The organism is Streptomyces actinomycinicus (assembly GCF_016741775.1).
GTDB lineage: Bacteria > Actinomycetota > Actinomycetes > Streptomycetales > Streptomycetaceae > Streptomyces > Streptomyces actinomycinicus.
Genome location: NZ_JAERRK010000029.1, coordinates 23,019 through 46,249, shown reverse-complemented (window position 1 = coordinate 46,249; position 23,231 = coordinate 23,019). Strand labels below are relative to the sequence as shown.

The following is a 23,231-nucleotide window of genomic DNA, read 5'->3' as shown; positions in this document are numbered from 1 at the left end:
GTTTCCCCGCGGTCCTCGTGCCGTCGGGTTTCCCCGCGGTCAGACGCCGGCCGGCTGCGGCGCCTTCTCCGTCTTCGCCTGCTTCTTGGCGGCCCGCTTCTTCGCCCGGCGCTCCTTGCGGAGTTCCAGCATGGCGTAGAGCGTCGGGACGAGGAGGAGGGTCAGGAGGGTGGAGGTGATCAGGCCGCCGATGACGACCACGGCCAGCGGCTGGGCGATGAAGCCGCCCTCGCCGGTGACGCCCAGTGCCATGGGCAGCAGGGCGAAGATGGTCGCCAGCGCCGTCATCAGGATGGGACGCAGGCGGTGCCGGCCGCCCTCGACGACGGCTTCCACGACGCCGTAGCCCTGACCGCGGTACTGGTTGATCAGGTCGATCAGCACGATCGCGTTGGTCACCACGATGCCGATCAGCATCAGCATGCCGATCATGGCGGGTACGCCCATCGGGGTGCCGGTGGCGACCAGCAGGCCGATCGCGCCCGTCGCCGCGAACGGGACCGAGACCAGCAGGATCAGCGGCTGGGCGAGCGACCGGAACGTCGCGACCAGCAGCATGAAGACGATCGCGATGGCCGCCAGCATGGCCAGGCCCAGGTTCTTGAACGCGTCGTCCTGGTCGGAGGAGACACCGCCGATCTCGGCCGTGGCACCCGCGGGCAGCTTCAGTCCCTTGATCTTCGACTGGAGCTTGGTGCTGATCGCGCCCGTGTTGTCACCGGTCGGCTTGGCCGTGATCGTGGCCGCGCGCTGACCGTCGATACGGGTCATCGACACCGGGCCGTCCACCAGCTCGACCTTGGCGACGGCACCGAGCTTCACCGGGCCGAGGCGCAGGTTCCTCAGCTCGGCCAGGGTGGTCGCGGGCCTGGCCGACTTCACGACGACGTCGCGCTCGGTGTCGTCGAGGACCGCCTTGGCGGTCGTCGTACCGCGTACTGCCTGGGCCACCGCCGCGCCCAGCTTCTGGTCGTCGAACCCGGCCGCGGCCGCCTTGGAGTTGGCCTTCACCGAGATCCGCGGGACGCTCTGCGCCAGGTCGCTGGTGACGTCCGTGACGTGGTCGAGGCCGGCCACGGTCGAGCGGACCTGCTCGGCCGCCGTCCGCAGCACCTGCGGGTCGGAGGCCTTCACCACGACGCTGAGGTCCTGGTTGCCGAAGCCGTCACCGGCGGACACGGTGGTCGTGCCGATGCCGCGGAGCTTCTTCAGCCCGTCCTCGATCCGGTCCTGCACGTCCTCGTAGGACGCCGAGTCCTTCAGCATGACCTGGTACGACGCCTGGTTGGTGTCGGTGCCGCCGCCGAAGGCCGCCATGAAGCCGGAGGACCCGACGGTGACCTGGTAGTCCTTGACGCCGTCGGTGGAGTCGAGCAGCTTCTCCACCCGCTTCGCCTGCGCGTCGGTGGCCGCGAGGCTCGTACCGGGCTTCAGCTCCTGCTTGACGGTGAGGACTTCCTGCTCGCCCTGGTCGAAGAAGTTGGTCTTCAGCAGTCCGGACATGCCGAACGTGAGCACCAGGACGACCACCGCGATCAGCACGCTGGTGAGCCGGCGGCGGGTGGCGAAGCGCAGGACGGGGACGTAGATCCGCTGGAGGCGGCTGTTCGCCTCCTTCTCCTCGGCCTTGCGGCGGGCCTCCGCCGCGTCCTCGGGGGTGTTCCTGGGCGCGCGCAGGAACCAGTAGGACAAGACCGGTACGACCGTCAGCGACACCAGCAGGGAGGCGAGCAGGGCCGCCGTCACCGTGATGCTGAACGAGCCGAACAGGGCACCCACCATGCCGCCGACCAGGCCGATCGGCAGGAACACGGCGACCGTGGTGAGGGTGGAGGAGGTGACCGCGCCGGCCACCTCGCGCACCGCCGTGAGGATCGCGTCCCTGCGCTCCTCGCCGTAGCCGAGGTGCCGCTTGATGTTCTCCAGGACCACGATCGAGTCGTCGACGACCCGGCCGATGGCGATGGTCAGCGCGCCGAGCGTGAGCATGTTCAGGGAGAGACCGCGGGTCCACAGCACGATGAGCGCGAGGACGACGGACAGCGGGATGGACACCGCCGTGACCAGGGTCGAGCGGACCGAGGCGAGGAAGACCAGGATCACCAGGACGGCGAAGAGCAGGCCGAGCCCGCCCTCCGTGGTCAGGCCCTTGATGGACTTGGACACCGCGGGGCCCTGGTCGCTGACGACCGTGAGCTTCGCGTCGGCGCCGAGGTCCTCCCGCAGACCGGGCAGCTTGTCCTTGACGGCGTTCGAGATGGAGACCGCGCTGCCGTCGTGGTCCATGGTCACGTTGACGGCGAGGCTGGGCCGGCCGTCGGTGCGGGTGAGGGAGTCGGCCGGGGCCGGCCGCTCCTTGACGGTGGCCACGTCACCGAGGCGTACGGGCTTCTCGACGCCCTCCCCGGTGACCATGAGGTCCCTGATCTGCTTCAGGGAAGTGAAGCCGCCGCCGACCTGGACGGTGCGGTTGGCGCCGTCCTCGTCGAAGGAACCCGCCGGGACGGTCGCGCCGCCCGCCTGCAGGGCCTGGCCGAGAGCCGCGGAGGTGAGGCCGGCCCGGGCGAGCTTCGCGTCGTCCGGGGTGACGGCGACCTGGAGGTCGCGGACGCCGGCCACCTGGACGCGGCCGACGCCGTCGATGTCCTTCAGGGTGGGTACGACGGTCCTGTCCAGCTGGTCGGCGAGGGCCTGCTGGTCCTTGCCGGAGGTGACCGCGAGCACCACGGTCGGCATGTCGTCGGTGGAACCGGAGACGACCTGCGGTTCGACGTCGTCCGGCAGCTGGGCGCGGGCCCGGTTGACGGCCTGCTGGACGTCGGTGACGAGCCGCTTGGTGTCGTCGTCGTAGTCGAAGGACGCCATGATCACGGCGTTGCCCTCGCTCGCCGTGGAGGTGACGCCGGTGAGGCCGTCGACGCCCTGGAGGCTGTCCTCGATGGGCTCGACGACCTGCTTCTCCACGACGTCCGGCGCGGCACCCTGGTACGGCGCGATGACCGACACCATGGGCAGGTTGATGGTGGGCAGGAGTTGCTGCTTGATCTGGGGTATCGCGATCAGCCCGAAGACGAGCGCGACGATCGACATGAGCCCGATGAGGGCCCGTTGCGCGAGGCTGAATCTCGACAGCCAGGACATGGATCAGGGTCTCTCTTCTGTGAGCGGCAGAAGTGCTTCCGCTTCCGTGCGGGGAAGAGTCGGCGTCGCGGACGCGCAGGTGAGCGCCCACCGCACCACCTTGAGCCATCACCGGACGCCGATCCGTAGGCCCCAGGTCCCGTTCCTTATCCGGTCCCTACTCCCCGCGCAGTACACGCGGGTGGAGATCAGTCCATCCTCGGACGGACCAGCCCGGACTCGTACGCGATCACGACCAGCTGGGCCCGGTCCCGGGCGCCCAGCTTGGCCATGGCCCGGTTGACGTGCGTCTTCACCGTCAGCGGGCTGACCTCCAGACGCTCGGCGATCTCGTCGTTGGAGTGACCGCCGGCGACCTGGACGAGGACCTCCCGCTCCCGGCCGGTGAGCGTGCCGAGCCGCTCCGACCGGGCCGGGTCGGGGCCGTCGCCGTCGTCTCCCCGGGCCAGGAAGCGGGCGATCAGGCCCTTGGTGGCGGCCGGGGACAGCAGCGCCTCGCCGCCCGCCGCGACCCGGATGGCGCTCAGCAGTTCCTCCGGCTCGCTGCCCTTGCCGAGGAAGCCGGAGGCGCCGGCGCGCAGAGCCTGCACGACGTAGTCGTCCACCTCGAAGGTGGTCAGGATGACCACGCGGACCTGGGCGAGGGCCGGGTCGGCGCTGATCAGCCGGGTGGCGGCGAGGCCGTCGGTGCCGGGCATCCGGATGTCCATGAGGACGACGTCGGGCCCGTGCTCCTTGGCCAGCCGGACCGCCTGCGCACCGTCGGCGGCCTCCCCCACCACTTCCATGTCCGGCTCGGAGTCGACCAGCACCCGGAACGCGCTGCGCAGCAGGGCCTGGTCGTCGGCGAGCAGGACACGGATCGTCATACGGGCTCCCCGGGTGCCGTCGTACGGGTGTGGGTGCGGGTCTCGGTGCGGCTGTCGACCGGCAGGATCGCATGGACACGGAAGCCGGCGCCGTGGCGGGGCCCGGTGGTGAGCGTGCCGCCGAGGGCGGCGACCCGCTCACGCATGCCGAGCAGTCCGTGCCCGCCGCCGCTCTCCGGGGCCGTGGCCTCGCCCGGGCCGTCGTCCAGGACGGTGACCTCGATGTCCGCTCCCACCCGTACGACGCTGACCTCGGCCCTCGCGCCCGGTCCCGCGTGCTTGCGGACGTTCGTCAGGGCCTCCTGGACGATCCGGTAGGCGGCCAGGTCGACGGCGGCGGGCAGTTCGGTGCCCTCGTCGGTGCGGGCCACGGCCACGGGCAGGCCCGCACTGCGGAAGGTGTCGGCCAGCTCCTCGAGCCGGCTCAGGCCGGGGGCGGGTTCGGTGGGGGCCTCGGGGTCGCCGCTCTGGCGGAGCAGTCCGACCGTCGCCCGGAGTTCGTCGAGCGCGCTGCGGCTGGCCGTGCGGACGTGCGCGAGGGCCTCCTTGGCCTGGTCGGGCCGCTTGTCCATGACATGGGCGGCGACGCCGGCCTGCACGTTCACCAGGGCGATGTGGTGGGCGACGACGTCGTGCAGGTCGCGGGCGATCCGCAGCCGCTCCTCGGCGACCCGGCGGCGGGCCTCCTCCTCGCGGGTGCGTTCGGCCCGTTCGGCACGGTCCCGGACGGCCTGCAGGACCGCGCGCCGGCTGCGCACGGCGTCTCCGGCGGTGGCGCCGATACCGGTCCAGGCGAGGACGGCGAGGTTCTCCTGCGCGTACCAGGGCAGGGGGCCGCCGAGCATGGCGGCGGCGGTGAGCGCGGTCGTGGTCAGCAGACCGAGGCGCCAGGTGGTGGGGCGGTCGGTGGTGGAGGCGACGGTGTACAGGGCGATCACGGCGGCCATCACGACGGGGGTGCGCGGGTCGCCGGTGACGCACTCGACGAGCGAGACCGTGCCGGTGACGGCGAGGACGGCCCTGGGGTAGCGGCGGCGGAAGACGAGGGCCGCGGCACCGAGCAGCATGAGGAGGAGGCTCAGGGCGTCGGGGGTGCGGACTCCCCAGGTGACGCCGTGTGCGCCTTTCGGCGCGACGAAGGAGCCGGCGACCATGCAGGCGAGCACGCCCGCCGCGAGGGCCGCGTCCAGGGCGAGGGGATGGGCCTTGAGGCTGCACCGGGCGCGTTCGAGAGTGCTCACGACCAGAACAGTACGGTTCCCCCGGGCAGCCCGGACCCCGAAGGAGCACGAGGAAAGACGACCGAAGCCCCCCAGGGGGGTGCGGGGAACTACGCGACGAGCCACCACGCACCCGCAAGCCGACAACGGCGCACCCAAGGGGCGCGGGGAACTGCGCGACGAACCACCACGCACCCGCAAGCCGAAAACGGCGCACCCAAGAAGCAGGGGGACTGCGCGACCGGCCACCACGCACCCGCAAGCCGAAGACGGCGCACCCAAGGGGCGCGGGGGGAGCTGCGCGACGAACCACCACGCACCCGCAAGCCGAAAACGGCGCACCCAAGAAGCAGGGGGACGGCGCGGCCGGCGACCACGCACCCGCACGTGCCGGAACGGCGTCCCACCGAGCTGTTGGGCGACTCGTCGGCCGACGGCCCGTCAGGTGTCGCGCGGAGTTGGCCGGAACTGCTCAGCCTCCTCCTCGGCATGCAACCGTCGACGAAAGGCACTCCATGCGCCCCCGCTCACCGCTCTGGTGCGTCGCCGCTCTCACCCTCCTGTCGGCCTCGGCCCTGCCCGGCACCGCGCGGGCCGTCACCTACGGCACCCCGACGATCAAGCTGTCGGCCGCCTACCTGTCCGGCGCCGTCGGCGGCACCGGCGACCCCACCGTCGCCGTGACCGTCGCCCAGAGCGGCGCCGACGCCTCCGCGCTGACGGTCACCGCGACCAGGAGCAGCCGCACCACGGTGGCCGGCACCACCGACGTCCACGTCACCGGCACCGGCACCGCCCGCACCGTCGCCGTCACCGCGCAGGCCCGCGGCTACACCGACCTCACCCTGAAGGTCACCGGCCTGGGCGGCAGGACGGCCACCACGACCCTGCACTACGCGGCCTCCCCGGCCGTCCAGCACAGCCCCGACGCCCGCTACCTGACCGGCGCCTCGGACGCCTCGGCGGCGGTGGACGCCGGCGGCGGGTACGTCCTCGTCGCCAACGACGAGGACAACACCCTGCGCCTGTACGACGGCTCCGCCTCCGGCGCGCCGGTACGCGGCTGGGACCTCGACGCCGCGCTGGGCGCGGACAAGGAGGTCGACATCGAGGGGGCGGCTCGCGTCGGCAACACGGTCTACTGGACGGGCTCACTGGGCAACAACAAGGACGGCGAGTACAAGCCGGACCGCAACACCGTGTTCACCACGACCCTCTCCGGTGCGGGCGCCGCCACCCAGCTGTCCTTCGGCACCGCCGGGCACCGGCTCCGCGACGACCTGGTGGCCTGGGACGAGGCCAACGGCGACCGCTACGGCTTCGCCGCCGGGACGGCCGCCGGGCAGGTCCCGAAGCAGATCGACGGCTTCAACGTCGAGGGGCTCGAGTTCGCCCCCGGCTCCACCACCACCGCCTACGTCGGCTTCCGCGCCCCGCTGGTGCCGCCGCAGAACGGCGGGAAGGCACTGATCGTGCCGGTCACGAACATGGACCAGGTGGCGCGTGGCACCAAGGCGGTCTTCGGCACGCCGATCGAGCTGGACCTCGGCGGTCTCGCCGTACGCGATCTGCGCCGCAACGACCAGGGGCAGTTCCTGATCGTGGCCGGGTCCTGGGCCGCCGACGACAACAGCGACCCGTACGCCCTCTACTCCTGGGACGGCGTCGCCGGACACCGGCCGGTGAAGGTGCTGGACCTGCCGACGGCGGATGCGGGTGGCTGGGAGTCCGTGGTGTCCGTGCCCGATCCGACCGCCGCCGGCGCCCGGGTGCAGCTGATCACCGACGACGGTTCCGCCGATCTGTACGGCGACGGCGTCGAGGCGAAGGACCTCACCCACCCGGAGTGGCAGAAGTCCCGCTCCACCTGGTTCACCCTGCGCTGACCCGGCGCCGCAGGCCGGCCCGGCGGGACCGGCCCGGACCCGGCTCGGGATCATCCCGGGATCAGCCCGGGATCAGCCCGTCGTCGCCGAGCAGCTCCCTGACCTCGGTCAGCGACGCGTCCGGGGCCGGGAGGATCAGTTCCGAGGGTTCCAGGGCCTCGTCCGGCAGCGGGGTGCCGAGCCGGCGGACGGATTCGAGGAGGGCGCCGAGCGTGCGGCGGAAGCCCTCCTCGTCGCCGCTCTCCATCTCCATGAGCAGCTCGTCGTCCAGCTTGTTCAGCTCGGTGAGGTGGACGTCGTCCAGCCTCACCTGGCCCTCCCCCATGATCCGTACGATCACGTCGGCCTCCTCGGCTCGGGGTCCCGGCGCCGCCCTACTGCTTGTCGAAGCGCGGGGTGTCCTGCGGCTGCTGCTGGGACTGCCCCTGGCCGGTGCCGCCCTCGATGGCCTGCTGCGGGGAGCCTCCGGCCAGCTCGGCCTTCATGCGCTGCAGTTCCAGCTCTACATCCGTACCACCGGACAGCCGGTCCAGCTCGGCCTGGATGTCGTCCTTGTGCATGCCGGACTGGTCGTCGAGGGCGCCGGAGGCGAGCAGCTCGTCGATGGCGCCGGCCCGGGCCTGGAGCTGGGCGGTCTTGTCCTCGGCGCGCTGGATGGCCAGGCCGACGTCGCCCATCTCCTCGGAGATGCCGGAGAAGGCCTCGCCGATGCGGGTCTGGGCCTGGGCGGCGGTGTAGGTGGCCTTGATGGTCTCCTTCTTCGTCCGGAAGGCGTCCACCTTGGCCTGGAGGCGCTGGGCCGCGAGGGTGAGCTTCTCCTCCTCGCCCTGCAGGGTCGCGTGCTGCGTCTCGAGGTCCGTCACCTGCTGCTGGAGGGCGGCGCGCCGGGACAGCGCCTCGCGGGCCAGGTCCTCCCGGCCGAGCGCGAGCGCCTTGCGGCCCTGGTCCTCGAGCTTGGAGGACTGCTGCTGCAGCTGGTTGAGCTGGAGTTCCAGGCGCTTGCGGCTGGTCGCCACGTCGGCGACACCGCGCCGCACCTTCTGCAGCAGCTCCAGCTGCTTCTGGTAGGAGTAATCGAGGGTTTCGCGCGGGTCCTCGGCCCGGTCAAGGGCCTTGTTCGCCTTCGCGCGGAAGATCATCCCCATACGCTTCATGACACCGCTCATGGGCTTCGCGCGCCCCCTTCTGACGGACTCCAGCTCACATCCTGCGACAGGACCCACAGTACGGGCCCTGCCTCCATTACCGCACCGTTCGCGGGGCGATGCGCTCATCCCCGAGGACGACTGCGGGTCCTGTCGCTCCGGCGTAAGGAGTAGGTGATCCCACCAGGCCCCGCGGCCCCCGGCCGGGCCCCGCCGGGAAACACCCTCCCTGTTCCACTGGAGACGCCCGGTGTTGCCGGATCGTTCCCCACCGGACTGGGGTCCGGGCGGGTGCAGCCCGTACCCTTGGGTTTTGTGTTCCGTAGCCGTGCCAAGGAAGAGAAGGCCCCGACCGCCGACAAGGCGCCGGTGAACTTCTCCAAGCAGACCCGTGACCCGCAGGCCCCCAAGGGCCGGCCCACGCCCAAGCGCAGTGAGGCCCAGTCCCAGCGCCGCAGCGTCGCCAACACGCCGACGACCCGCAAGGAGGCCGCCAAGCGCCAGCGCGAGGAGCGGCGGCAGGCGCTGGAGCGGCAGCGCCAGGCGCTGGCCGGCGGTGTCGAGCGGTACCTGCCGGCCCGCGACCGGGGTCCGGTCCGCCGGTTCGCCCGGGACTGGGTGGACTCGCGGTACAACGTGGCGGAGTTCTTCCTGCCGCTCGCCGTGGTGATCCTCGTGCTGAGCGTGGTGCGGGTGTCGAGCGTCCAGAGCGTGGCGCTGCTGCTGTGGCTGGTCGTGATCGTGCTGATCGTGCTGGACTCGGCGGTCAGCGGCTTCCGGCTGAAGAAGCGGCTCGCCGAGCGGTTCCCGGGCGAGAAGACGCGTGGCGCGGTCGCCTACGCCCTGATGCGCTCCCTGCAGATGCGCCGGCTCCGGCTGCCGAAGCCGCAGGTCAAGCGCGGAGAGCGGCCCTGAGCGCAGACTCCTTCACCGGGAATGCGGCCGATGACCGGCTGACCGCGCCGGGCGGGCTCCGCGATGTCGTACGGCAGGAGCTGGTCGCCCGGCAGCTGGACGAGCAGATGGCCGGGCGGTTCCCGGTCGGGCAGCGGCTGCGGGTGCTCGACGTGGGGATGGGCCGGGGCACGCAGGCGCTGCGGCTGGCCCGGCTCGGCCACCAGGTGACCGGGGTCGAGCAGGACACGGCCATGCTCACCGCCGCCCGGGAGGCGCTGGCCCGGGAGCCGGAAGGCATCCGGGACCGGGTGCGGCTGGTGCAGAGCGACGGGCGTGACACCGGCGTGCACTTCCTGCCGGGCAGCTTCGACGTGGTGCTGTGCCACGGCGTCCTGATGTACGTGGAGGAGCCCGACCCGCTGGTGGCGGGCCTGGCGCGGATGCTGGCCCCTGGTGGCCTCCTCTCCCTGCTGGTCCGCAACGGCGACGCGCTCGCCATGCGCCCGGGACTGTCCGGTGACTGGGCGGGCGCCCTGGCCGCCCTCGACACCAGCGCCTGCCTTCCCCACGCCCGGACCGGCCCGAGCGGCGGGACACCCGTCCGTGTCGGTCCCGACGTCCGCGCCGACCGGCTGCCGGCGCTCGCCGCCACGCTCGACGGCATCGCGGCCCCCCTGCACGCCTGGTACGGCGTCCAGGTCTTCACGGACACGGCGGCTGACGACGCGGCGGTCCCGGACGACCTGGAGACGCTGCTGGCGGCCGAGGAGCGGGCCGGCCGCACGGATCCCTACCGCGGGGTGGCGGCGCTGCTGCATCTGTGCGGCGTGCGGGGCTGAGGCCCGTTCGGGGCAACAGCACGCGCCGCGTGATCACCGCACGGCGAGACTCGGGGCATGGACGCTTCCCGTACCCGTGCCCTGCGGACGGCCGTCGTGTGTGTCGCGCTGGTGTGCTGCGCGGCTCTGGCAGGCGGTTGCACCGGTCCCGCCGCCGGGGCCGGTGAGGACACCGCGGCGGCCACGCGGGCGGCGGCACCCATGTCCGCGGAGGACCTGGAGCAACGGTTCCGCAGGGTCATCAAGGAGGTCCTTCCGTCGGTCGTGCAGATCCAGGGGCGGCACGACCTCGGCTCGGGGGTGGTGTACGACGACAAGGGGCACATCGTCACCAACGCGCACGTGGTCGGGACGGAGAAGACCTTCCAGGTGACCACGGCCAACAGTGAGGAGCCGCTCACCGCGAGCCTGGTCTACTCCTACCCCGAGCAGGATCTCGCCGTGATCAGGCTGAACCGGATCCCGGCCGGTCTGAGGCCGGCCGTGTTCGGGGACTCCGACAAGGTGGAGGTCGGCAAGATCGTGCTGGCCATGGGGTCGCCGCTCGGGCTGTCGTCCAGCGTGACCCAGGGCATCGTCTCGGCTACCGGACGGACCGTCAGCGAGGGCGACGAGGGCGGCGGCACGGGCGCGACGATCGCGAACATGGTGCAGACCTCGGCCGACATCAACCCCGGCAACAGCGGCGGCGCCCTGGTCGACCTGGACGGTCAGGTGATCGGCATCCCGACGCTCGCCGCGGCCGACCCGAGCTTCGGCGGCAGCGCGGCGCCCGGCATCGGCTTCGCGATCCCCGCGTCCATGGTGCGGACGGTCGCCGACCAGATCATCAGGGAGGGCAAGGTCGTCGACTCCGGGCGGGCGGCCCTCGGCATCACCGCCCGGACGGTCGTGGACGACCAGTACCGGCCGGCCGGCGTGGCGGTGGTCAGCGTCGTTCCCGGCGGCGCGGCGGACAAGGCGGGCCTGCAGGCCGGCGACATCATCACCGCCGTCGGCGACGAGCCCATCACCACCATCACCTCGCTCTCCGAGGCACTGGCGGCCCAGAAGCCGGGACAGCGGACCTCGGTGACGTTCGAGCGCGAGGGCGACGAGAGGAAGACCGAGGTGACGCTGGGCGAGCAGTGAGGAGGGAACCCCTCCTCACGCCCCCGCCCGGGTCGGGATCACGCGTCGGCGTGCAGGCTCATCGGGCCGTAGATCTCGTCGGTCTCCTCGAACAGCCGCACCTGGTCGGCCCCGCCCTCCCGCAGTTCCTTCCAGTTCTCGCCGATCCAGGACTCGGCGTCCCCCTGCGTGGTGAACTCCTCGGGCAGCACCGCAGGCTGGACCTCCGTCCCGTCGGCCTTCTCGAACCGCCACTTCCATGCCGTCATGTGGGCCTCCTTTGATCCAACACCTGCCGGGCAGCGTATTCGCTCCACCGGGTCGGCCGTTAGAGGACCTGGATCATCTGCGCGTCCACGGGGGCGGCGGGGCCCCGTCGACGCCCCTCAGGGGCCGCCGGTGGGGCGAGAGCTGCGGTGGCGGGTGAGAATCGGTGCGTGGAAGCAACTCTGCTCGGTACCGGTGCCCCGCTGGGGCTGCCCCGCCCCGACTGTCCCTGTGCCGCCTGTGCGACCGCGCTCGGGCCGGACGCCCGGGCCGCGACCGCGGTGCTCGTGGACGGCTCGCTGCTGCTGGACCTGACGCCGGGGGCGGCGTTCGCCGCGGCCCGGGCCGGGCGTTCACTGGGCGGGGTACGGCAGGTGCTGCTGTCGCATCCGCACGACGGCCCGGCGGTGGAGGTGCCGGCGGGGCTGCCGCACCCCGGCCGGGTACCGGACGGACGGGAGTTGGCGCTGCTGACGGGGCATCGGGTGCGGGCCGTGGCGATGGACGCGGGCGGCACCGGGTACGCGGTGACCGGGCCGGACGGGCAGCGGCTGCTGTATCTGCCGCCGGGCGGGGCGCCGGCCGGTCTGGAGGAGGCGACGGCGGACTCCTACGACCTGGTCCTCGCGGACGTGGTGGGCCGCCCGGACGCGCTCGCCCGGCTCCGTGCGGTGGGCTCGGCGGGCCCCACGACGGACGTCGTCGCCGTCCACCTGGACCACGACGTGCCGCCGGGACCCGAGTTGCGGCGCCGGCTCGCGGCGGCCGGGGCGCGGGCGGTGCCGGACGGTACGACGCTGGTGACCGGGGTGTACGAGGATGTGCCGGACGTGCCGCGCCGGACGCTGGTGCTGGGCGGGGCGCGCTCGGGCAAGTCGGTGGAGGCGGAGCGGCGGCTGGAGTCCTTCCCGGAGGTGCTGTACGTGGCGACCGGCGGCACGCGCAACGGGGACGGCGAGTGGGCGGCGCGGGTGGCGGCGCACCGGGAGCGGCGGCCGGGGTCATGGCGTACGACGGAGACGACGGATCTGGTGCCGCTGCTGGGCGAGGAGGGCCCGCCGCTGCTGATCGACTGTCTGTCGCTGTGGCTGACGGACGTGATGGACTCGGTCGGGGCGTGGGACGACGCGGAATGGGCGGGCGGCGGCGAGAAGGCCCTGCGGGAGCGGGTGCGCGAGCTGACGGATGCGGTGCGCGCGGCCCGGCGGACCGTCGTGGCGGTGTCCAACGAGGTCGGCTCGGGAATCGTTCCGGCGACGGCCTCCGGCCGACGGTACCGGGACGAACTGGGCCGCCTGAACGCGGGCTTCGCGGCCGAATGCGAACAGGTACTCCTGGTGGTGGCCGGCCAGGCACTGCCGCTGCGAGGCTGACACCCGCCGAGCGCCGCGCCTCCCCGACAACACACCCGCAGCCAACGAACGACAGACGGGCCCCGCAAGGGGCGCGGGGAACTGCGCGACCAACCACAACGCACCCGCAGCCAACGAACGACAGACGGACCCCGCAAGGGGCGCGGGGAACTGCGCGACCAACCACAACGCACCCGCAGCCAACGAACGACAGACGGGCCCCGCAGGGGGCGCGGGGAACTGCGCGACCGGCCACCACGCACCCGCAGCCAACGAACGACAGACGGGCCCCGCAGGGGGCGCGGGGAACTGCGCGACCGGCCACCACGCACCCGCACCCGGCACACGGCCGTCGTCCGCTCTCACCGCTCCTTCCTGGCCACCACCCGATACGCATTGGAGAACCGACTCCGCCGGAACAACGGAGCACACACCCGGTCCACGGCCGAGGCCAGCGCCAGCACCGGCGTCACCGCCAGCTGGACCGCCGGCCCGGCATGGACCAGGGACAGGGCGACGGCCGCTGACAGGTCGTACGGGACGTGCGGAGACCTGCGGTCCGTCACCAGGATCGTGCAGCCCAGACGCTCCAGCTCCACGCACAGGTTGGCCGGCGGAACCAGGTGCAGATGGCGCGGCTGGCCGTACGGGAGCCACCACTTGCCGAGGAGCGCCGCGAACCAGCAGCGCGGATCGGCGACTTCCACGACCAGGTGCCCCCCGCGCCGCAGCACGGCCAGCGCGGCACGGAGTTCGGCGCGCGGGTCGGGCGCGTGCTCCAGGTGGTGGAACATGCTGACGACGTCGTAACGGGCGCGCAGCCGGTCCGCCGTGCCGGGCGTCGTCAGATAGCCGCGGTGTGCCTCCTCCACGCGGCCCTCCAGCAGCGCCTGCTCCACGCGGGCCGTCGGGTCGAGCCCGTCGAAGCTGGTGTACGGGAAGAACTCCCGCGCCGCCTCCGGGAAGAGGGCGTGGCCGGTGCCGACGTCCAGCCAGCTCTCCGGCTCGCGCAGCGCCGACAGCCGCCAGGCGGTGTCCCGGTGCCGGCGGCGGATCTCCTGGGCGGGAAGGACGCCGGCGGTGAACTGCTCCAGGTGTCTCTCGTAGAAGTCGCGGTGGAAGAAGGCGAGCCCCTCGGCGCTGAGCCGGGGGTTCTGGAAGACGTGGGCGCAGTCGCGGCACGCGTCGACGGCGAACGTGCCGGACCGGTGCCGCAGCGGGTCCGGCGCGCGCAGCCGGGCGCGCAGGTTGCGGGAACCGCACCAGGGGCAGTCCTCGCGGCGCGGCTCCTGGAAGGGGTCGAAGGGGGTGGTGATCTGCGGGGTGAGGGGCGTGGTCGGCATGGGCGGCTCCCTGTGCGACATTCCGCGGCAAACCGGAACGTATGGGATAGCGAACCGAGGAGCAAAGACGTGGTCGTGGTGTGGTGGCGATGTGGCGCGGAGGCGTTCGTTCTCTGGCGGTACTGTTCGGCGAATGAGCAGCCTTAATCTGGACGACTTCACCGATCTGATCGAGCGCCCGGACGGGGGCGTGCGCCGTGACGCCGAGGCCCGGCGGGAGCGCCAGATCGTGCCGCCCGGCGCCCTGGGCCGCCTCGACGAGCTGGGCGAATGGCTGGCCGCCGCGCAGGGCGCCGTACCGGTACGGCCGGTCGAACGGCCGCGGCTGGTGCTCTTCGCCGGTGACCACGGCATCGCCGGACTCGGCGTCTCGGCGCGGCCCGCGGGCGGTGCGGAGCAGCTGGTGCGGGGGGTGCTGGAGGGTGCGAGCCCGGTGGCCGTGCTCGCGCGCCGGCAGCAGGTGCCGGTACGGGTCGTGGACATGGCCCTGGACTGCGCTCCGGACGCCTTCCCGGAGGACGTCGTACGCCACCGGGTGCGGCGGGGCAGCGGCCGTATCGACATCGAGGACGCGCTCACCCCGGAGGAGGCCGAGGCGGCTCTGCGTGCGGGGGTCGCCATCGCCGACGAGGAGGCCGACTCGGGCACCGACCTGGTGGTGCTGGGTGACCTCAGCGTGGGCGGGACGACGGCGGCGGCGGTGCTGGTGGCCGCGCTGTGCGGGACCGACGCGTCCGTGGTGACCGGCCGGGGCGGGCTCGCGATCGACGACCTGGCCTGGATGCGGAAGTGTGCGGCGATCCGGGACGCGCTGCGGCGGGCGCGGCCGGTGCTCGGGGACCAGTTGCAGTTGCTGGCGACCGTCGGCGGGGCGGATCTCGCGGCGATGACCGGGTTCCTGCTGCAGTGCGCGGTGCGGAAGCTGCCGGTGATCCTGGACGGGGTCGTGGCCGCGGCCTGTGCGCTGGTCGCGCAGCGGGTCGCGTTCCGGGCGCCGGACTGGTGGCTGGCCGGGCACGACAGCGGGGAGCCGGGGCAGGCGAAGGCGCTGGACCGGATGGCTCTCGAGCCGCTGCTGGAGCAGGGGGTGAAGGTCGGCGAGGGCGTCGGCGCGATGCTGGCACTGCCCCTCGTGCGGAGCGCCGCGGCGCTGGCCGCGGAGCTGCCGGAGAAGCCGGAGAAGCCGGAGAAGCCGGAAGGGGAGCCGGAGCCGGAGACCGCGGGCGAGCCGGGGACCGAGGAGGAACCGGAGACCGAGGGGACGGAGTAGCCGGCCGCGCCAGGCCCGGCACCGCCGGCCCACACCGCCGTGGCTGAGCGCCGCCGCGGCGGACAAGGGTGACCGGCGGAGAGACGCGGCCGCCGGAAGAGAGCGACCGGCCGAGAGATGCGGCCGCAGCACGGCCGGGGATACGGGGCGGGACCGCGGACGAGCCGGAGCGGGGCCGTGGGTGGCGACGCGCACGAGCGGGGCCGTGGGTGCGACGTGCACGAGCGGGGCCGTGGGTGTGACGTGCCGGGGCTAGGTCGTGGGTGTGGTATATCCGAGTGTGGGTGGGGATGTGGGGTGGGGTCGTGGATGTGCTGTTCGGTGGGGTTGTCGACTTATGATCCTGGTTCATGGGAGATGCCCGGATTGCCGTGGAGCAGCGAGTCGGGGGCGAGTCGGCAGATGAGCGCGCGCGGCGGTCCACCGGGACTTCCCGGAAGGCCGCCGCCGTCGCCGTCTGGTACCTGCGGGCCGTCGCCTTCATCAACTTCCTCAGCGCGGTGTGGGTCTCGCTCGGCCAGGACGTGCGCCGGCACAACCAGGACGACTTCTTCACGCCGTACCTGCTGACGGCCGGCTTCGCCTCCGGCCTGTTCACCGCGTTCCTGGCGATCACCATGCGGCGCAGGAAACGGGCCGCGTGGATCCTCAACCTGGTGATGAGCGGCCTCTTCCTGGCCCTGTTCGCGTTCGCCATGGCGTTCCCGGAGATCCGGCGGTACGCGCAGAACTGGGTCTCCCTGGCGCTGACGGCCGCCTTCGTGGGCGCGCTGCTCGTCGGCCGCCGGGAGTTCTACGCCAAGGGCGACCGGTCCAACCCGCGGCTCGCGGCCACCGTGGCCGTCGGCGGCGGTCTGGCCGCGAGCCTGCTCGCCGGGCTGCTGGTGACGGTCACCAACCAGGCGCCGGACGCGGCCCGTTCGACCTTCCTGGAGCGCTGGTACTACGGCGCCCTGCGGCTGGTCTCCGTGGCGGCCGACGAGTCCCGCTTCCCCGGGATCGACCCGCCCAACTGGGCCAACGTGGCCGTCAACGTGCTCAGCACAGCCCTCGTCCTCGCCGTCTTCTACGCCGCCTTCCGCTCCCGGCGGGCCGTGGACCCGCTCACGGAGGACGACGAGAAGCGGCTGCGGGTGCTGCTGGAGCGGCACGGCGACCGCGACTCGCTCGGCTACTTCGCGCTGCGCCGGGAGAAGAGCGTGGTGTGGTCGCCGACCGGGAAGGCCGCCGTCGCCTACCGGGTGGTCGGCGGGGTGAGTCTCGCCTCCGGGGATCCGCTCGGTGACCCGGAGGCCTGGCCGGGGGCGATCGAACCGTGGCTCGCGCAGGCGCGGGTGCACGGCTGGATCCCGGCGGTGATGGGGGCGGGCGAGGAGGCCGGGACGGTCTACGCACGGCACGGCCTGGACGCGCTCGAACTCGGCGACGAGGCGGTCGTGGAGGTCTCCGAGTTCACGCTGGAGGGACGGGCGATGCGGACCGTCCGGCAGGCGTACAACCGGGTGAAGCGGGCCGGGTACGAGGTGCGCATCCGGCGGCACGCGGACATCCCGGCGGACGCGATGGCACAGCTCGTCGAGCGCGCCGACGACTGGCGGGACGGCGCGACGGAGCGCGGCTTCAGCATGGCGCTCGGCCGGCTCGGGGACCCGGCGGACGGGCAGTGCGTGATGCTGGAGTGCACGGACGCGGACGGGCGGCTGCGGGCGCTGCTCTCCTTCGTGCCGTGGGGTCCGCAGGGGCTCTCCCTGGACCTCATGCGCCGGGGCCGGGACGCCGACGGTTCCGCCAACGGGCTCGTGGAGTTCATGGTCATCGAGCTGCTGCGGCGGGCCGGCGAGATCGGGATCACGCAGGTCTCGCTCAACTTCGCGATGTTCAGGTCGGTCTTCGAACGTGGGGCGCGTCTCGGTGCCGGTCCGGTGCTGAGGCTGTGGCGGTCGCTGCTCAGCTTCTTCTCCCGCTGGTGGCAGATCGAGTCGCTGTACCGCGCCAACGCCAAGTACCGGCCCATCTGGGAGCCGCGGTTCCTGCTCTTCGAGAAGAGCGCGGACCTGCCGCGCATCGGCCTCGCCTCGGCCCGCGCGGAGGGCTTCCTGGAGGCGCCGGGACTGCCGAAGTGGCTGCACCGCAGGCACCTGGACACGCACCGATGACCGTACGGGGACGAAGGAACGCTTGATGGGAACGCTCGCCCGCTGGGCCCGTGCCGAATGGGGGCCGTTGTACGCCGCCGTGCGCGAACCCCTGCGCAGGCGGGGGCCGGCGGCGGCCCCCATGACGGTCGGGGCGGTGGGCCTGACGGCGTTCCTGCAGTACGTGCAGAACCAGCCGTGGGGCTACCAGCTCGTGCAGGACCTGGGGGCCGTACGGGCCGAGGACCCGCTGTGGCCGGCCCTGGCGCGCACGCCCCTGTCGCTGTTCGTGCCCGCGCTGGACCTCCCGGTGTGGGGGGCGCTGGTGCAGATCCTGCTGGTGTTCGGGATCGCCGAGCTGTGCCTGGGCTGGTGGCGGACGCTGGCCATCGCGTACGTCGCCACCCTCGCCGGCACCCTGTACGCGCGCCTCGGTATCACCCTCGGCGGGCACACGCCGTTCGGGCTGCCGTGGACCGACGGACAGGTGGTGGACACCGGCCCGTCGGCGGCCGTCGTGGGGCTGGCGGTGTTCGTGGCCTGGCGGTACGGCGCCTATGTGACGGCGGGCGCGGTGACCTCGGCGATGGTCGTCGAGGTGCTGGTGAAGGAGAACCTGGCGGGCAAGGAGCACCTGGCCGCGCTGATGGCCGTGGGGCTGCTGTGTCTGCTGGCGGCGCTGCGCCCCCGGTACGCGGGCCGGCTGCGCCGCTGCCGCCGTCACCTGTGGTGGGGCAGGCGTGCCGGGCGCGGGTCGGGTTTGCCGCCGATCCAGTCCTGAACGGCGCGGCGCGGGCCGGCCCAGCGCCGGTCGTGGTGGTAGGCGCGCAGGGCGGCCTTGGCGCGGGCGTGGGGGCGGCGGCCGTAGAAGCGGCGGGCCCACGCCGAGCCGGGCCGGGCGAGACGGAGCGCGCCGACCACGGCGACCAGCGGCACGATCACCCCGAAGACGGCGATACGGGCCTTTCCCTTGCTCAGGGCGACGAGGGAGAAGAGGAAGTTGGCGGCGACGTTGGAGATGACGGTGCCGCGGTCGGCCAGCTCCTGCTGGGACAGGTCGTTGACACCGAACGGGGCGAACCCGGCGAGCAGCAGTCCGACGAGGGCGGCGGTGAGCACCACGACCTCGACGCTCTTGCGGCCCTCCTCGCTCCAGTAGACGTCGTGCAGGTGCAGGATCAGCGCGAACTCGTCCAGGACCAGGCCCGCCCCCATGCCGAACAGGACGGCCGAGACGGCCGCGCCGACGCCGTGCCGCTCACTGGCGACGGCACCGAAGCCGCCGACGACGGTGAGGACGACGCCCGGGACGACGTGGTGGATGTGCAGACCGCCGGCCTTGACGTTGCCGAACGGGCCCTTGCCGGCCCGGATGAGCCGGGTGATGACCCGGGTGACGACGAAGGTCCCCACGAAGGCGGCGAGAGCGAGCAGCAGCGGGAGTTTGCCCGGCTCGATGATGTTCCGCACCCACCAGTGCCCCATGTGCGCACATTACCCGGGTATGCCGGTACGGGTGGCCGCGGGAGGCCTCTCGACCGCCGGGTAACCTGCGCCGGTGCTCACGTCCTCCGCGTTCGACGGTCTCCGCTTCGCCTTCGGCACGCTCACCGTGCTGCCCGTCCGGGTGCACCGCTGGGACCGGCCGGCCGCCCGCGGCGGCATGCTGTGCGCCCCGGCGGCCGGGCTGGTCGTCGGCGGCTGCGCGGCCGGCCTCGGTCTGCTGCTGCTCGTGCTCGGCGCCGGTCCGCTGCTCGCGGCGGTCGCCTCGGTCGCCGTACCCGCGGCGCTCACCCGCGGGCTGCACCTCGACGGGCTCGCCGACACCGCCGACGGACTGGGCAGCGGCAAGCCCGCCGAGGACGCGCTGCGCATCATGAAGCAGTCGGACATCGGGCCGTTCGGGGTGCTCACCCTGGTCCTGGTGCTGCTGGCCCAGGTGGCCGTGCTGGCGCAGCTCTACGCCGGCTCCTGGGCGCGGGGGGCCGTGGCGGCCGTGGTCTCGGCGGTCGCGGCCCGGCTGGCCCTGACGCTGGCCGCCCGTGCCGGGGTACCGGCCGCTCGCCCGGAGGGGCTGGGGGCGGCGGTGGCCGGGGTGGTCCCCCGGCCTGCGGCGCTCGGTCTGGCGGCCGGTGCGGTGGCGGCGGCCGGGGCGGCGGGCGCGGTCCTCGGCGGGTACGACGGCGCGCGCACCGCCGGCGCGGTGCTCGCCGCCGTCGCCGTCGCCGAGCTGCTGCTGCGCCGCTGCACCCGGCGCTTCGGCGGGGTCACCGGTGACGTGTTCGGGGCGCTCGCCGAGACGGCCGCGACGACCGCGCTCATGGTGCTCGGCCTCGGCCGCTAGGGCCTCTCTTTCGGAGCTTGCCGGGGTCGGCCGGAAGGCACCGTCGCCCGGAGCCGGCCTGATCCGAAAGAAAGGCCCTAGCCGACGCCCGGTCCGTACGGCGGCGTCCCGCGACGCCGCGGCGGCGGATGGTTGTGCACGCTGTTGTTCACCGGTGGGCGGTGACCCTGCCGAGGAGGCCGCAGACCAGCGCGGACTGGGCGAGTGCCGCCGCGGCGGACACGGCGAGGGCGACGGCGTGCGGGGGGCCGGCACGGGTGAGCAGCGCGAGGGTCTGGGCGAGAGCGGCGGCGCAGCACACGGCGGTGGCGCCGAGCACGGCACCGGCGGACTGCAGCAGCAGTCCCGTCCACAGGACCACGCCGAGCGTGAGCAGCCCGGCCAGGCGGAGGCCGGCCGGGGCGGGGGCGCCCGGCCAGAGGGCGGTGGTGGCCAGGGCCAGGACGAGCAGTGCCGCCAGGTAGCCGGCGAGGCAGCCGGCCAGGCTACGGACGGTGACCCGGCGGAAGGCCCGGGGCGTGCGGCTGGACCGCAGCGTGGCGAGGCCGGCGCTGCGGAAGCGGTACAGCAGCCACTCGGCGGGGCCCATGCTGAGGGTGAGGGCCACCGCAGCGGGGGCGCTGCGCTGGGCTTCGGCCAGGGTGTCGGCGAGGGCGGCGTGCAGCACGAGGGTGCCGGTGGCCAGCCCGAACACGGCGTAGGGCAGCGAGGCGACGAGCCGCGGCCCCTGCGCCCCCGCATGGACACCGTGCGCTTTGCGGGCACCGTGCGTTCGTGGCCGGGGGACCGTCGCCGTCGCCCGTCCGCGGCTTCGTCGTGGCCGGTCGCGCAGTCCCCGGCACCCCTTCGGGGCGATGAAGGCCGGCGCTTCCTCCGACGGTCCGGGTCCTCGGGCGGTCGGCGTGCCAGGCGCGGGTGCTCGCCGCTTCAGGGTGTCGAGGGCCGGTGAGACCTCCAGGAAGGCGAGGGTGGTGACCGTGGTGAGGGACAGGGTGAGGAGGGTCAGGGCGGCGGGGGTGGGGAGGGAATGGGTGAGGGACGCCGGCGCGGCCGCCGTCAACGGGAGCAGGGCCACCAGCAGCGCCCGTTCGCGGCCGAGTACCAGCAGGGTGCCGGAGGCGCCCAGGTAGACGGACTGGCCGGCGGCGAAGGTCACGGCCGCCGGGTGGCCGGGGCCCGCGACGGCGAACGCGGTGAGGGTGCCGAGGACCATGCCGGCCGGGGTGCCGACGAGCAGGCAGCGCAGGGCCGCCGGACGGTCGCCCAGGCCCAGCCAGGTGTAGGCGCGGTGGGCGAGCCCCTGGTTCCAGGCCCAGCCGCACAGGGCTCCCGCCAGCAGCGCGCGGGTGCCGGCGGGGAGGCCGGCGTCGTGCGGGCCGGCGAGCAGCGGGGCGCCGAGGACGTGGGCGAAGCCGGGCAGGGCGAAGACGAGTCCTCGCAGGAGGCAGCCGAGGAGGCCGGTCCGCCAGGGGTCGGGCGGCGGGCCGTCCGGCTCCGGGTGGCGGCGCGGGGTGCGGGCGTAGAGCTGCTCGGCGAGGGCGAAGGAGTTCTCGACGCCGTAGCGTTCGCGTATCCGGTCGTCGGAGAGGCCGTCGGACTCCAGCAGGGCGGCTATCTCGTCCGGGTGCACGGCCGCCGCGACCGGCTCCTCCAGTTCCCGGGCCAGTTCGTCGATCGGGTCCGGCCGGGCCCAGGCGGGCCCGCTGCGCTGCCGCGGGAAGCCGGGGAGCTGCCGGGTGTCGTCGGTCACCGGCCGGCCCCGTCCGTCGCGACGGCCGCGTACCAGGGGTCGTGCAGTTCCGCGGTCCAGTCGGCGACCGTCTCGACCGTCGGCTCGTACCGCTCGGGGAGTCCGGCGAGTTCCTGGTAGATGGTGCGGAAGTTGTCGACCGAGCGGCGCAGGGTGAACCGGTCGATGACCCGCTGCCGGGCGGACTCGCCGAGGCGCAGGCGCCGTTCGTCGTCACGCAGGAGGGTGAGCGCGGCGGCGGCCATTTCCTCCGGTTCGCGGGGCGGCACGACCAGACCGGTGTCGCCGACGGCCTCGCGGACCCCGCCGACGTCCGTGGAGACCGTCGTACGGCCGCAGGACATGGCCTCGATGACAGAGAACGGGAAGCCCTCGGAGATGGAGGAGAGCATGACGAGGTGGCCGGCGGCGTAGGCACGCCACACCTCGCTGATGCGGCCCTCGAAGCCGAGGCCGTCGGTGACGCCGAGTTCGGCGGCGAGCTTCTCCAGGCGGGTGCGGTACTCCTCGCCGCCCGGCGGGACCGGGCCGAAGAGCCGTAGCCGGGTCTCGGGGAGTTCCGCGCGGACCAGGGCGTAGGCGCGCAGCAGGGTCTCCAGGTCCTTGATGGGGTCGACGCGGCCGCACCAGGTGAGGGTGGGGACGTCGGGTTCGGGGCCGGCGTGCGGGAAGGCGTGCGGGTCGACGCCGTTGTAGACCGTGCGGATGCGGTCGGCGTCGGCGCCGCCGCGCTCCTCCCAGCGGCGGTTGTACTGGTTGCACGGTGTGATCAGGTCGGCCTCCTGGTAACCGTGTGAATTCAGTGCACGGTAGAAGCCCAGCAGGAACGCCTTCACCGGCCAGCGGTGTTGTTGCCCGCGGTGTCCCAAGTAGCGTTCGCGCAGGTAGATTCCGTGCTCGGTGAGCAGGAACGGCACGCCGTCCAGGCGGTGCGCGGCGAGCGCGGGCAGGGTCGCGAGACCGCTGCTGACCGCGTGCGCCACCGAGTCCTCGGGGATGCGCACGCCCAGCGGGCGCAGGGCGTGTTCCAGCAGGTCGGTGGCGGTCAGCGCGTCGTGCACGGTGGGCTCGGCCGCCGCCGTCGCGAGGTGCGGCATCGTCCAGATCCACTGCAGCGAGCGCAGCGCGGACTCGGTGCGCAGCGCCGCCGACAGCCGCCCCTCCCGGGCGATGACGGCCAGCTCGTACAGCGCCTCTCCGAAGGCGCGGCGGGCCCGCGGGTCCAGGAAGGACAGCAGGAACCGCTCGTAGGTGTCGGTGAAGCGGCGCCGGTCCCTGCCGTACGGGGCGCGGGCGCGGCCGGGGCGCGGGCCCCAGGTGGGCACGGTGGTGTGCCGGTGGACGTTCGGCGGCAGCTCCCAGGTCACGGGTTCGCGGCCGGTGCCGGTGAGCGAGACGAGCTGGAAGGCGACCTCCGGCATGCCCTTGACGAGCTGGTCGCACCAGGTGCTGACGCCGCCGTGGACGTGCGGGTAGGTGCCTTCGGTGAGCATGGTGACGTGACGGCCCGTGCGCATCGCTGCGGGCTCCCCCCTGTGGTGCGGATCGCGTGCGGGGAACTGCGGCCGGCCGTCGGCTCCGGCGCCGTCGTGGCCGGCCGCGCCCGCGTGGCGGAGCCGCGGATCGAGACGGCTCCGCGCCCTCGTGGGGCGTTCCTTCCGGG

At 73.5% G+C, this 23,231-nt stretch carries 19 protein-coding genes; 9 read left to right on the top strand and 10 right to left on the bottom strand.

Features of this window, described 5'->3' with window-relative positions; all coding sequences use genetic code 11:
* Positions 1-39: 39 nt before the first annotated feature.
* The 3 genes from JK359_RS35430 to JK359_RS35420 form a co-directional block, all read right to left on the bottom strand.
* Positions 40-3,141 carry an efflux RND transporter permease subunit gene (locus JK359_RS35430; protein ID WP_201843743.1) on the bottom strand — a complete coding sequence of 1,034 codons (3,102 nt, stop codon included), beginning with the start codon at positions 3,139-3,141 and terminating at the stop codon, positions 40-42.
* A 188-nt stretch (positions 3,142-3,329) separates the two neighbouring features.
* On the bottom strand, positions 3,330-4,010 hold the full coding sequence (locus JK359_RS35425; RefSeq protein ID WP_201843742.1) for a response regulator: 681 nt from the start codon (positions 4,008-4,010) through the stop codon (positions 3,330-3,332).
* Positions 4,007-5,251 (bottom strand): sensor histidine kinase, encoded by a 1,245-nt coding sequence (locus tag JK359_RS35420; protein ID WP_201843741.1) that lies wholly within the window; start codon positions 5,249-5,251, stop codon positions 4,007-4,009. The genes JK359_RS35425 and JK359_RS35420 overlap by 4 nt, the downstream gene beginning before the upstream one ends.
* Before the next feature lie 494 nt (positions 5,252-5,745).
* Here JK359_RS35420 and JK359_RS35415 point away from each other — a divergent pair, with 494 nt between their 5' ends.
* The gene (locus tag JK359_RS35415) at positions 5,746-7,116 is read left to right on the top strand and encodes a hypothetical protein (RefSeq protein ID WP_236678950.1); all 1,371 of its coding nucleotides are present in this window, start codon (positions 5,746-5,748) and stop codon (positions 7,114-7,116) included.
* A 61-nt stretch (positions 7,117-7,177) separates the two neighbouring features.
* On the opposite strand, the gene pspAA is transcribed toward JK359_RS35415, so the two are convergent.
* Both pspAA and JK359_RS35405 read right to left on the bottom strand, forming a co-directional pair.
* Positions 7,178-7,456 carry a PspA-associated protein PspAA gene (gene pspAA / locus JK359_RS35410; protein ID WP_201843740.1) on the bottom strand — a complete coding sequence of 93 codons (279 nt, stop codon included), beginning with the start codon at positions 7,454-7,456 and terminating at the stop codon, positions 7,178-7,180.
* Between the two features lie 34 nt (positions 7,457-7,490).
* Positions 7,491-8,270, bottom strand: coding sequence for a PspA/IM30 family protein (locus JK359_RS35405; RefSeq protein WP_078611732.1), 780 nt, complete (start codon positions 8,268-8,270; stop codon positions 7,491-7,493).
* Positions 8,271-8,576: 306 nt separating this feature from the next.
* Between JK359_RS35405 and JK359_RS35400 the strand changes: the two genes are divergently transcribed.
* From JK359_RS35400 to JK359_RS35390, 3 genes are all read left to right on the top strand, one after another.
* Complete coding sequence (locus tag JK359_RS35400; protein WP_201843739.1) at positions 8,577-9,176, top strand: DUF3043 domain-containing protein; 600 nt, start codon at positions 8,577-8,579, stop codon at positions 9,174-9,176.
* Between the two features lie 107 nt (positions 9,177-9,283).
* Positions 9,284-9,997 (top strand): class I SAM-dependent methyltransferase, encoded by a 714-nt coding sequence (locus JK359_RS35395; protein ID WP_236678949.1) that lies wholly within the window; start codon positions 9,284-9,286, stop codon positions 9,995-9,997.
* A gap of 57 nt (positions 9,998-10,054) precedes the next feature.
* The gene (locus JK359_RS35390) at positions 10,055-11,128 is read left to right on the top strand and encodes a S1C family serine protease (RefSeq protein ID WP_201843738.1); all 1,074 of its coding nucleotides are present in this window, start codon (positions 10,055-10,057) and stop codon (positions 11,126-11,128) included.
* Positions 11,129-11,166: 38 nt separating this feature from the next.
* Here the strand turns inward: JK359_RS35390 and JK359_RS35385 are convergent, their stop codons facing one another.
* On the bottom strand, positions 11,167-11,376 hold the full coding sequence (locus JK359_RS35385; protein ID WP_201843737.1) for a hypothetical protein: 210 nt from the start codon (positions 11,374-11,376) through the stop codon (positions 11,167-11,169).
* A 168-nt stretch (positions 11,377-11,544) separates the two neighbouring features.
* Here JK359_RS35385 and JK359_RS35380 point away from each other — a divergent pair, with 168 nt between their 5' ends.
* Positions 11,545-12,747 carry a bifunctional adenosylcobinamide kinase/adenosylcobinamide-phosphate guanylyltransferase gene (locus JK359_RS35380; RefSeq protein WP_201843736.1) on the top strand — a complete coding sequence of 401 codons (1,203 nt, stop codon included), beginning with the start codon at positions 11,545-11,547 and terminating at the stop codon, positions 12,745-12,747.
* A gap of 341 nt (positions 12,748-13,088) precedes the next feature.
* On the opposite strand, the gene JK359_RS35375 is transcribed toward JK359_RS35380, so the two are convergent.
* The gene (locus tag JK359_RS35375) at positions 13,089-14,069 is read right to left on the bottom strand and encodes a class I SAM-dependent methyltransferase (protein ID WP_201843735.1); all 981 of its coding nucleotides are present in this window, start codon (positions 14,067-14,069) and stop codon (positions 13,089-13,091) included.
* A 133-nt stretch (positions 14,070-14,202) separates the two neighbouring features.
* Between JK359_RS35375 and cobT the strand changes: the two genes are divergently transcribed.
* From cobT to JK359_RS35360, 3 genes are all read left to right on the top strand, one after another.
* Positions 14,203-15,339 (top strand): nicotinate-nucleotide--dimethylbenzimidazole phosphoribosyltransferase, encoded by a 1,137-nt coding sequence (cobT, locus tag JK359_RS35370; protein WP_236678948.1) that lies wholly within the window; start codon positions 14,203-14,205, stop codon positions 15,337-15,339.
* A gap of 350 nt (positions 15,340-15,689) precedes the next feature.
* Complete coding sequence (locus JK359_RS35365; protein ID WP_236678947.1) at positions 15,690-17,495, top strand: phosphatidylglycerol lysyltransferase domain-containing protein; 1,806 nt, start codon at positions 15,690-15,692, stop codon at positions 17,493-17,495.
* Positions 17,496-17,520: 25 nt separating this feature from the next.
* Entirely contained in the window at positions 17,521-18,255 is a 735-nt protein-coding gene (locus tag JK359_RS35360; protein WP_201843734.1) for a hypothetical protein, read from the top strand.
* Here JK359_RS35360 and JK359_RS35355 read toward each other — a convergent pair.
* On the bottom strand, positions 18,195-18,959 hold the full coding sequence (locus JK359_RS35355) for a hypothetical protein (RefSeq protein WP_201843733.1): 765 nt from the start codon (positions 18,957-18,959) through the stop codon (positions 18,195-18,197). The two genes, JK359_RS35360 and JK359_RS35355, sit on opposite strands and share 61 nt — an antisense overlap.
* Before the next feature lie 73 nt (positions 18,960-19,032).
* Here JK359_RS35355 and JK359_RS35350 point away from each other — a divergent pair, with 73 nt between their 5' ends.
* Positions 19,033-19,818 carry an adenosylcobinamide-GDP ribazoletransferase gene (locus tag JK359_RS35350; RefSeq protein WP_201843732.1) on the top strand — a complete coding sequence of 262 codons (786 nt, stop codon included), beginning with the start codon at positions 19,033-19,035 and terminating at the stop codon, positions 19,816-19,818.
* Positions 19,819-19,966: 148 nt separating this feature from the next.
* Here JK359_RS35350 and JK359_RS35345 read toward each other — a convergent pair whose 3' ends face one another.
* Positions 19,967-21,568, bottom strand: coding sequence for a hypothetical protein (locus JK359_RS35345; RefSeq protein WP_201843731.1), 1,602 nt, complete (start codon positions 21,566-21,568; stop codon positions 19,967-19,969).
* Positions 21,565-23,085 carry a GT4 family glycosyltransferase PelF gene (gene pelF, locus JK359_RS35340; RefSeq protein ID WP_201843730.1) on the bottom strand — a complete coding sequence of 507 codons (1,521 nt, stop codon included), beginning with the start codon at positions 23,083-23,085 and terminating at the stop codon, positions 21,565-21,567. Before pelF ends, JK359_RS35345 begins: the two co-directional genes overlap by 4 nt.
* Positions 23,086-23,231: the final 146 nt, after the last annotated feature.

Bases quoted from the DNA above. Each gene is read 5' to 3' on its own strand.
- JK359_RS35430 (WP_201843743.1), bottom strand. From the start codon at position 3,141: ATGTCCTGGCTGTCGAGATTCAGCCTCGCGCAACGGGCCCTCATCGGG.
- JK359_RS35425 (WP_201843742.1), bottom strand. From the start codon at position 4,010: ATGACGATCCGTGTCCTGCTCGCCGACGACCAGGCCCTGCTGCGCAGC.
- JK359_RS35415 (WP_236678950.1), top strand. From the start codon at position 5,746: ATGCGCCCCCGCTCACCGCTCTGGTGCGTCGCCGCTCTCACCCTCCTG.
- JK359_RS35405 (WP_078611732.1), bottom strand. From the start codon at position 8,270: ATGAAGCGTATGGGGATGATCTTCCGCGCGAAGGCGAACAAGGCCCTT.
- JK359_RS35395 (WP_236678949.1), top strand. From the start codon at position 9,284: ATGGCCGGGCGGTTCCCGGTCGGGCAGCGGCTGCGGGTGCTCGACGTG.
- JK359_RS35390 (WP_201843738.1), top strand. From the start codon at position 10,055: ATGGACGCTTCCCGTACCCGTGCCCTGCGGACGGCCGTCGTGTGTGTC.
- JK359_RS35385 (WP_201843737.1), bottom strand. From the start codon at position 11,376: ATGACGGCATGGAAGTGGCGGTTCGAGAAGGCCGACGGGACGGAGGTC.
- JK359_RS35375 (WP_201843735.1), bottom strand. From the start codon at position 14,069: ATGCCGACCACGCCCCTCACCCCGCAGATCACCACCCCCTTCGACCCC.
- cobT (WP_236678948.1), top strand. From the start codon at position 14,203: ATGAGCAGCCTTAATCTGGACGACTTCACCGATCTGATCGAGCGCCCG.
- JK359_RS35365 (WP_236678947.1), top strand. From the start codon at position 15,690: ATGGGAGATGCCCGGATTGCCGTGGAGCAGCGAGTCGGGGGCGAGTCG.
- JK359_RS35360 (WP_201843734.1), top strand. From the start codon at position 17,521: ATGGGAACGCTCGCCCGCTGGGCCCGTGCCGAATGGGGGCCGTTGTAC.
- JK359_RS35355 (WP_201843733.1), bottom strand. From the start codon at position 18,959: ATGGGGCACTGGTGGGTGCGGAACATCATCGAGCCGGGCAAACTCCCG.
- pelF (WP_201843730.1), bottom strand. From the start codon at position 23,085: ATGCGCACGGGCCGTCACGTCACCATGCTCACCGAAGGCACCTACCCG.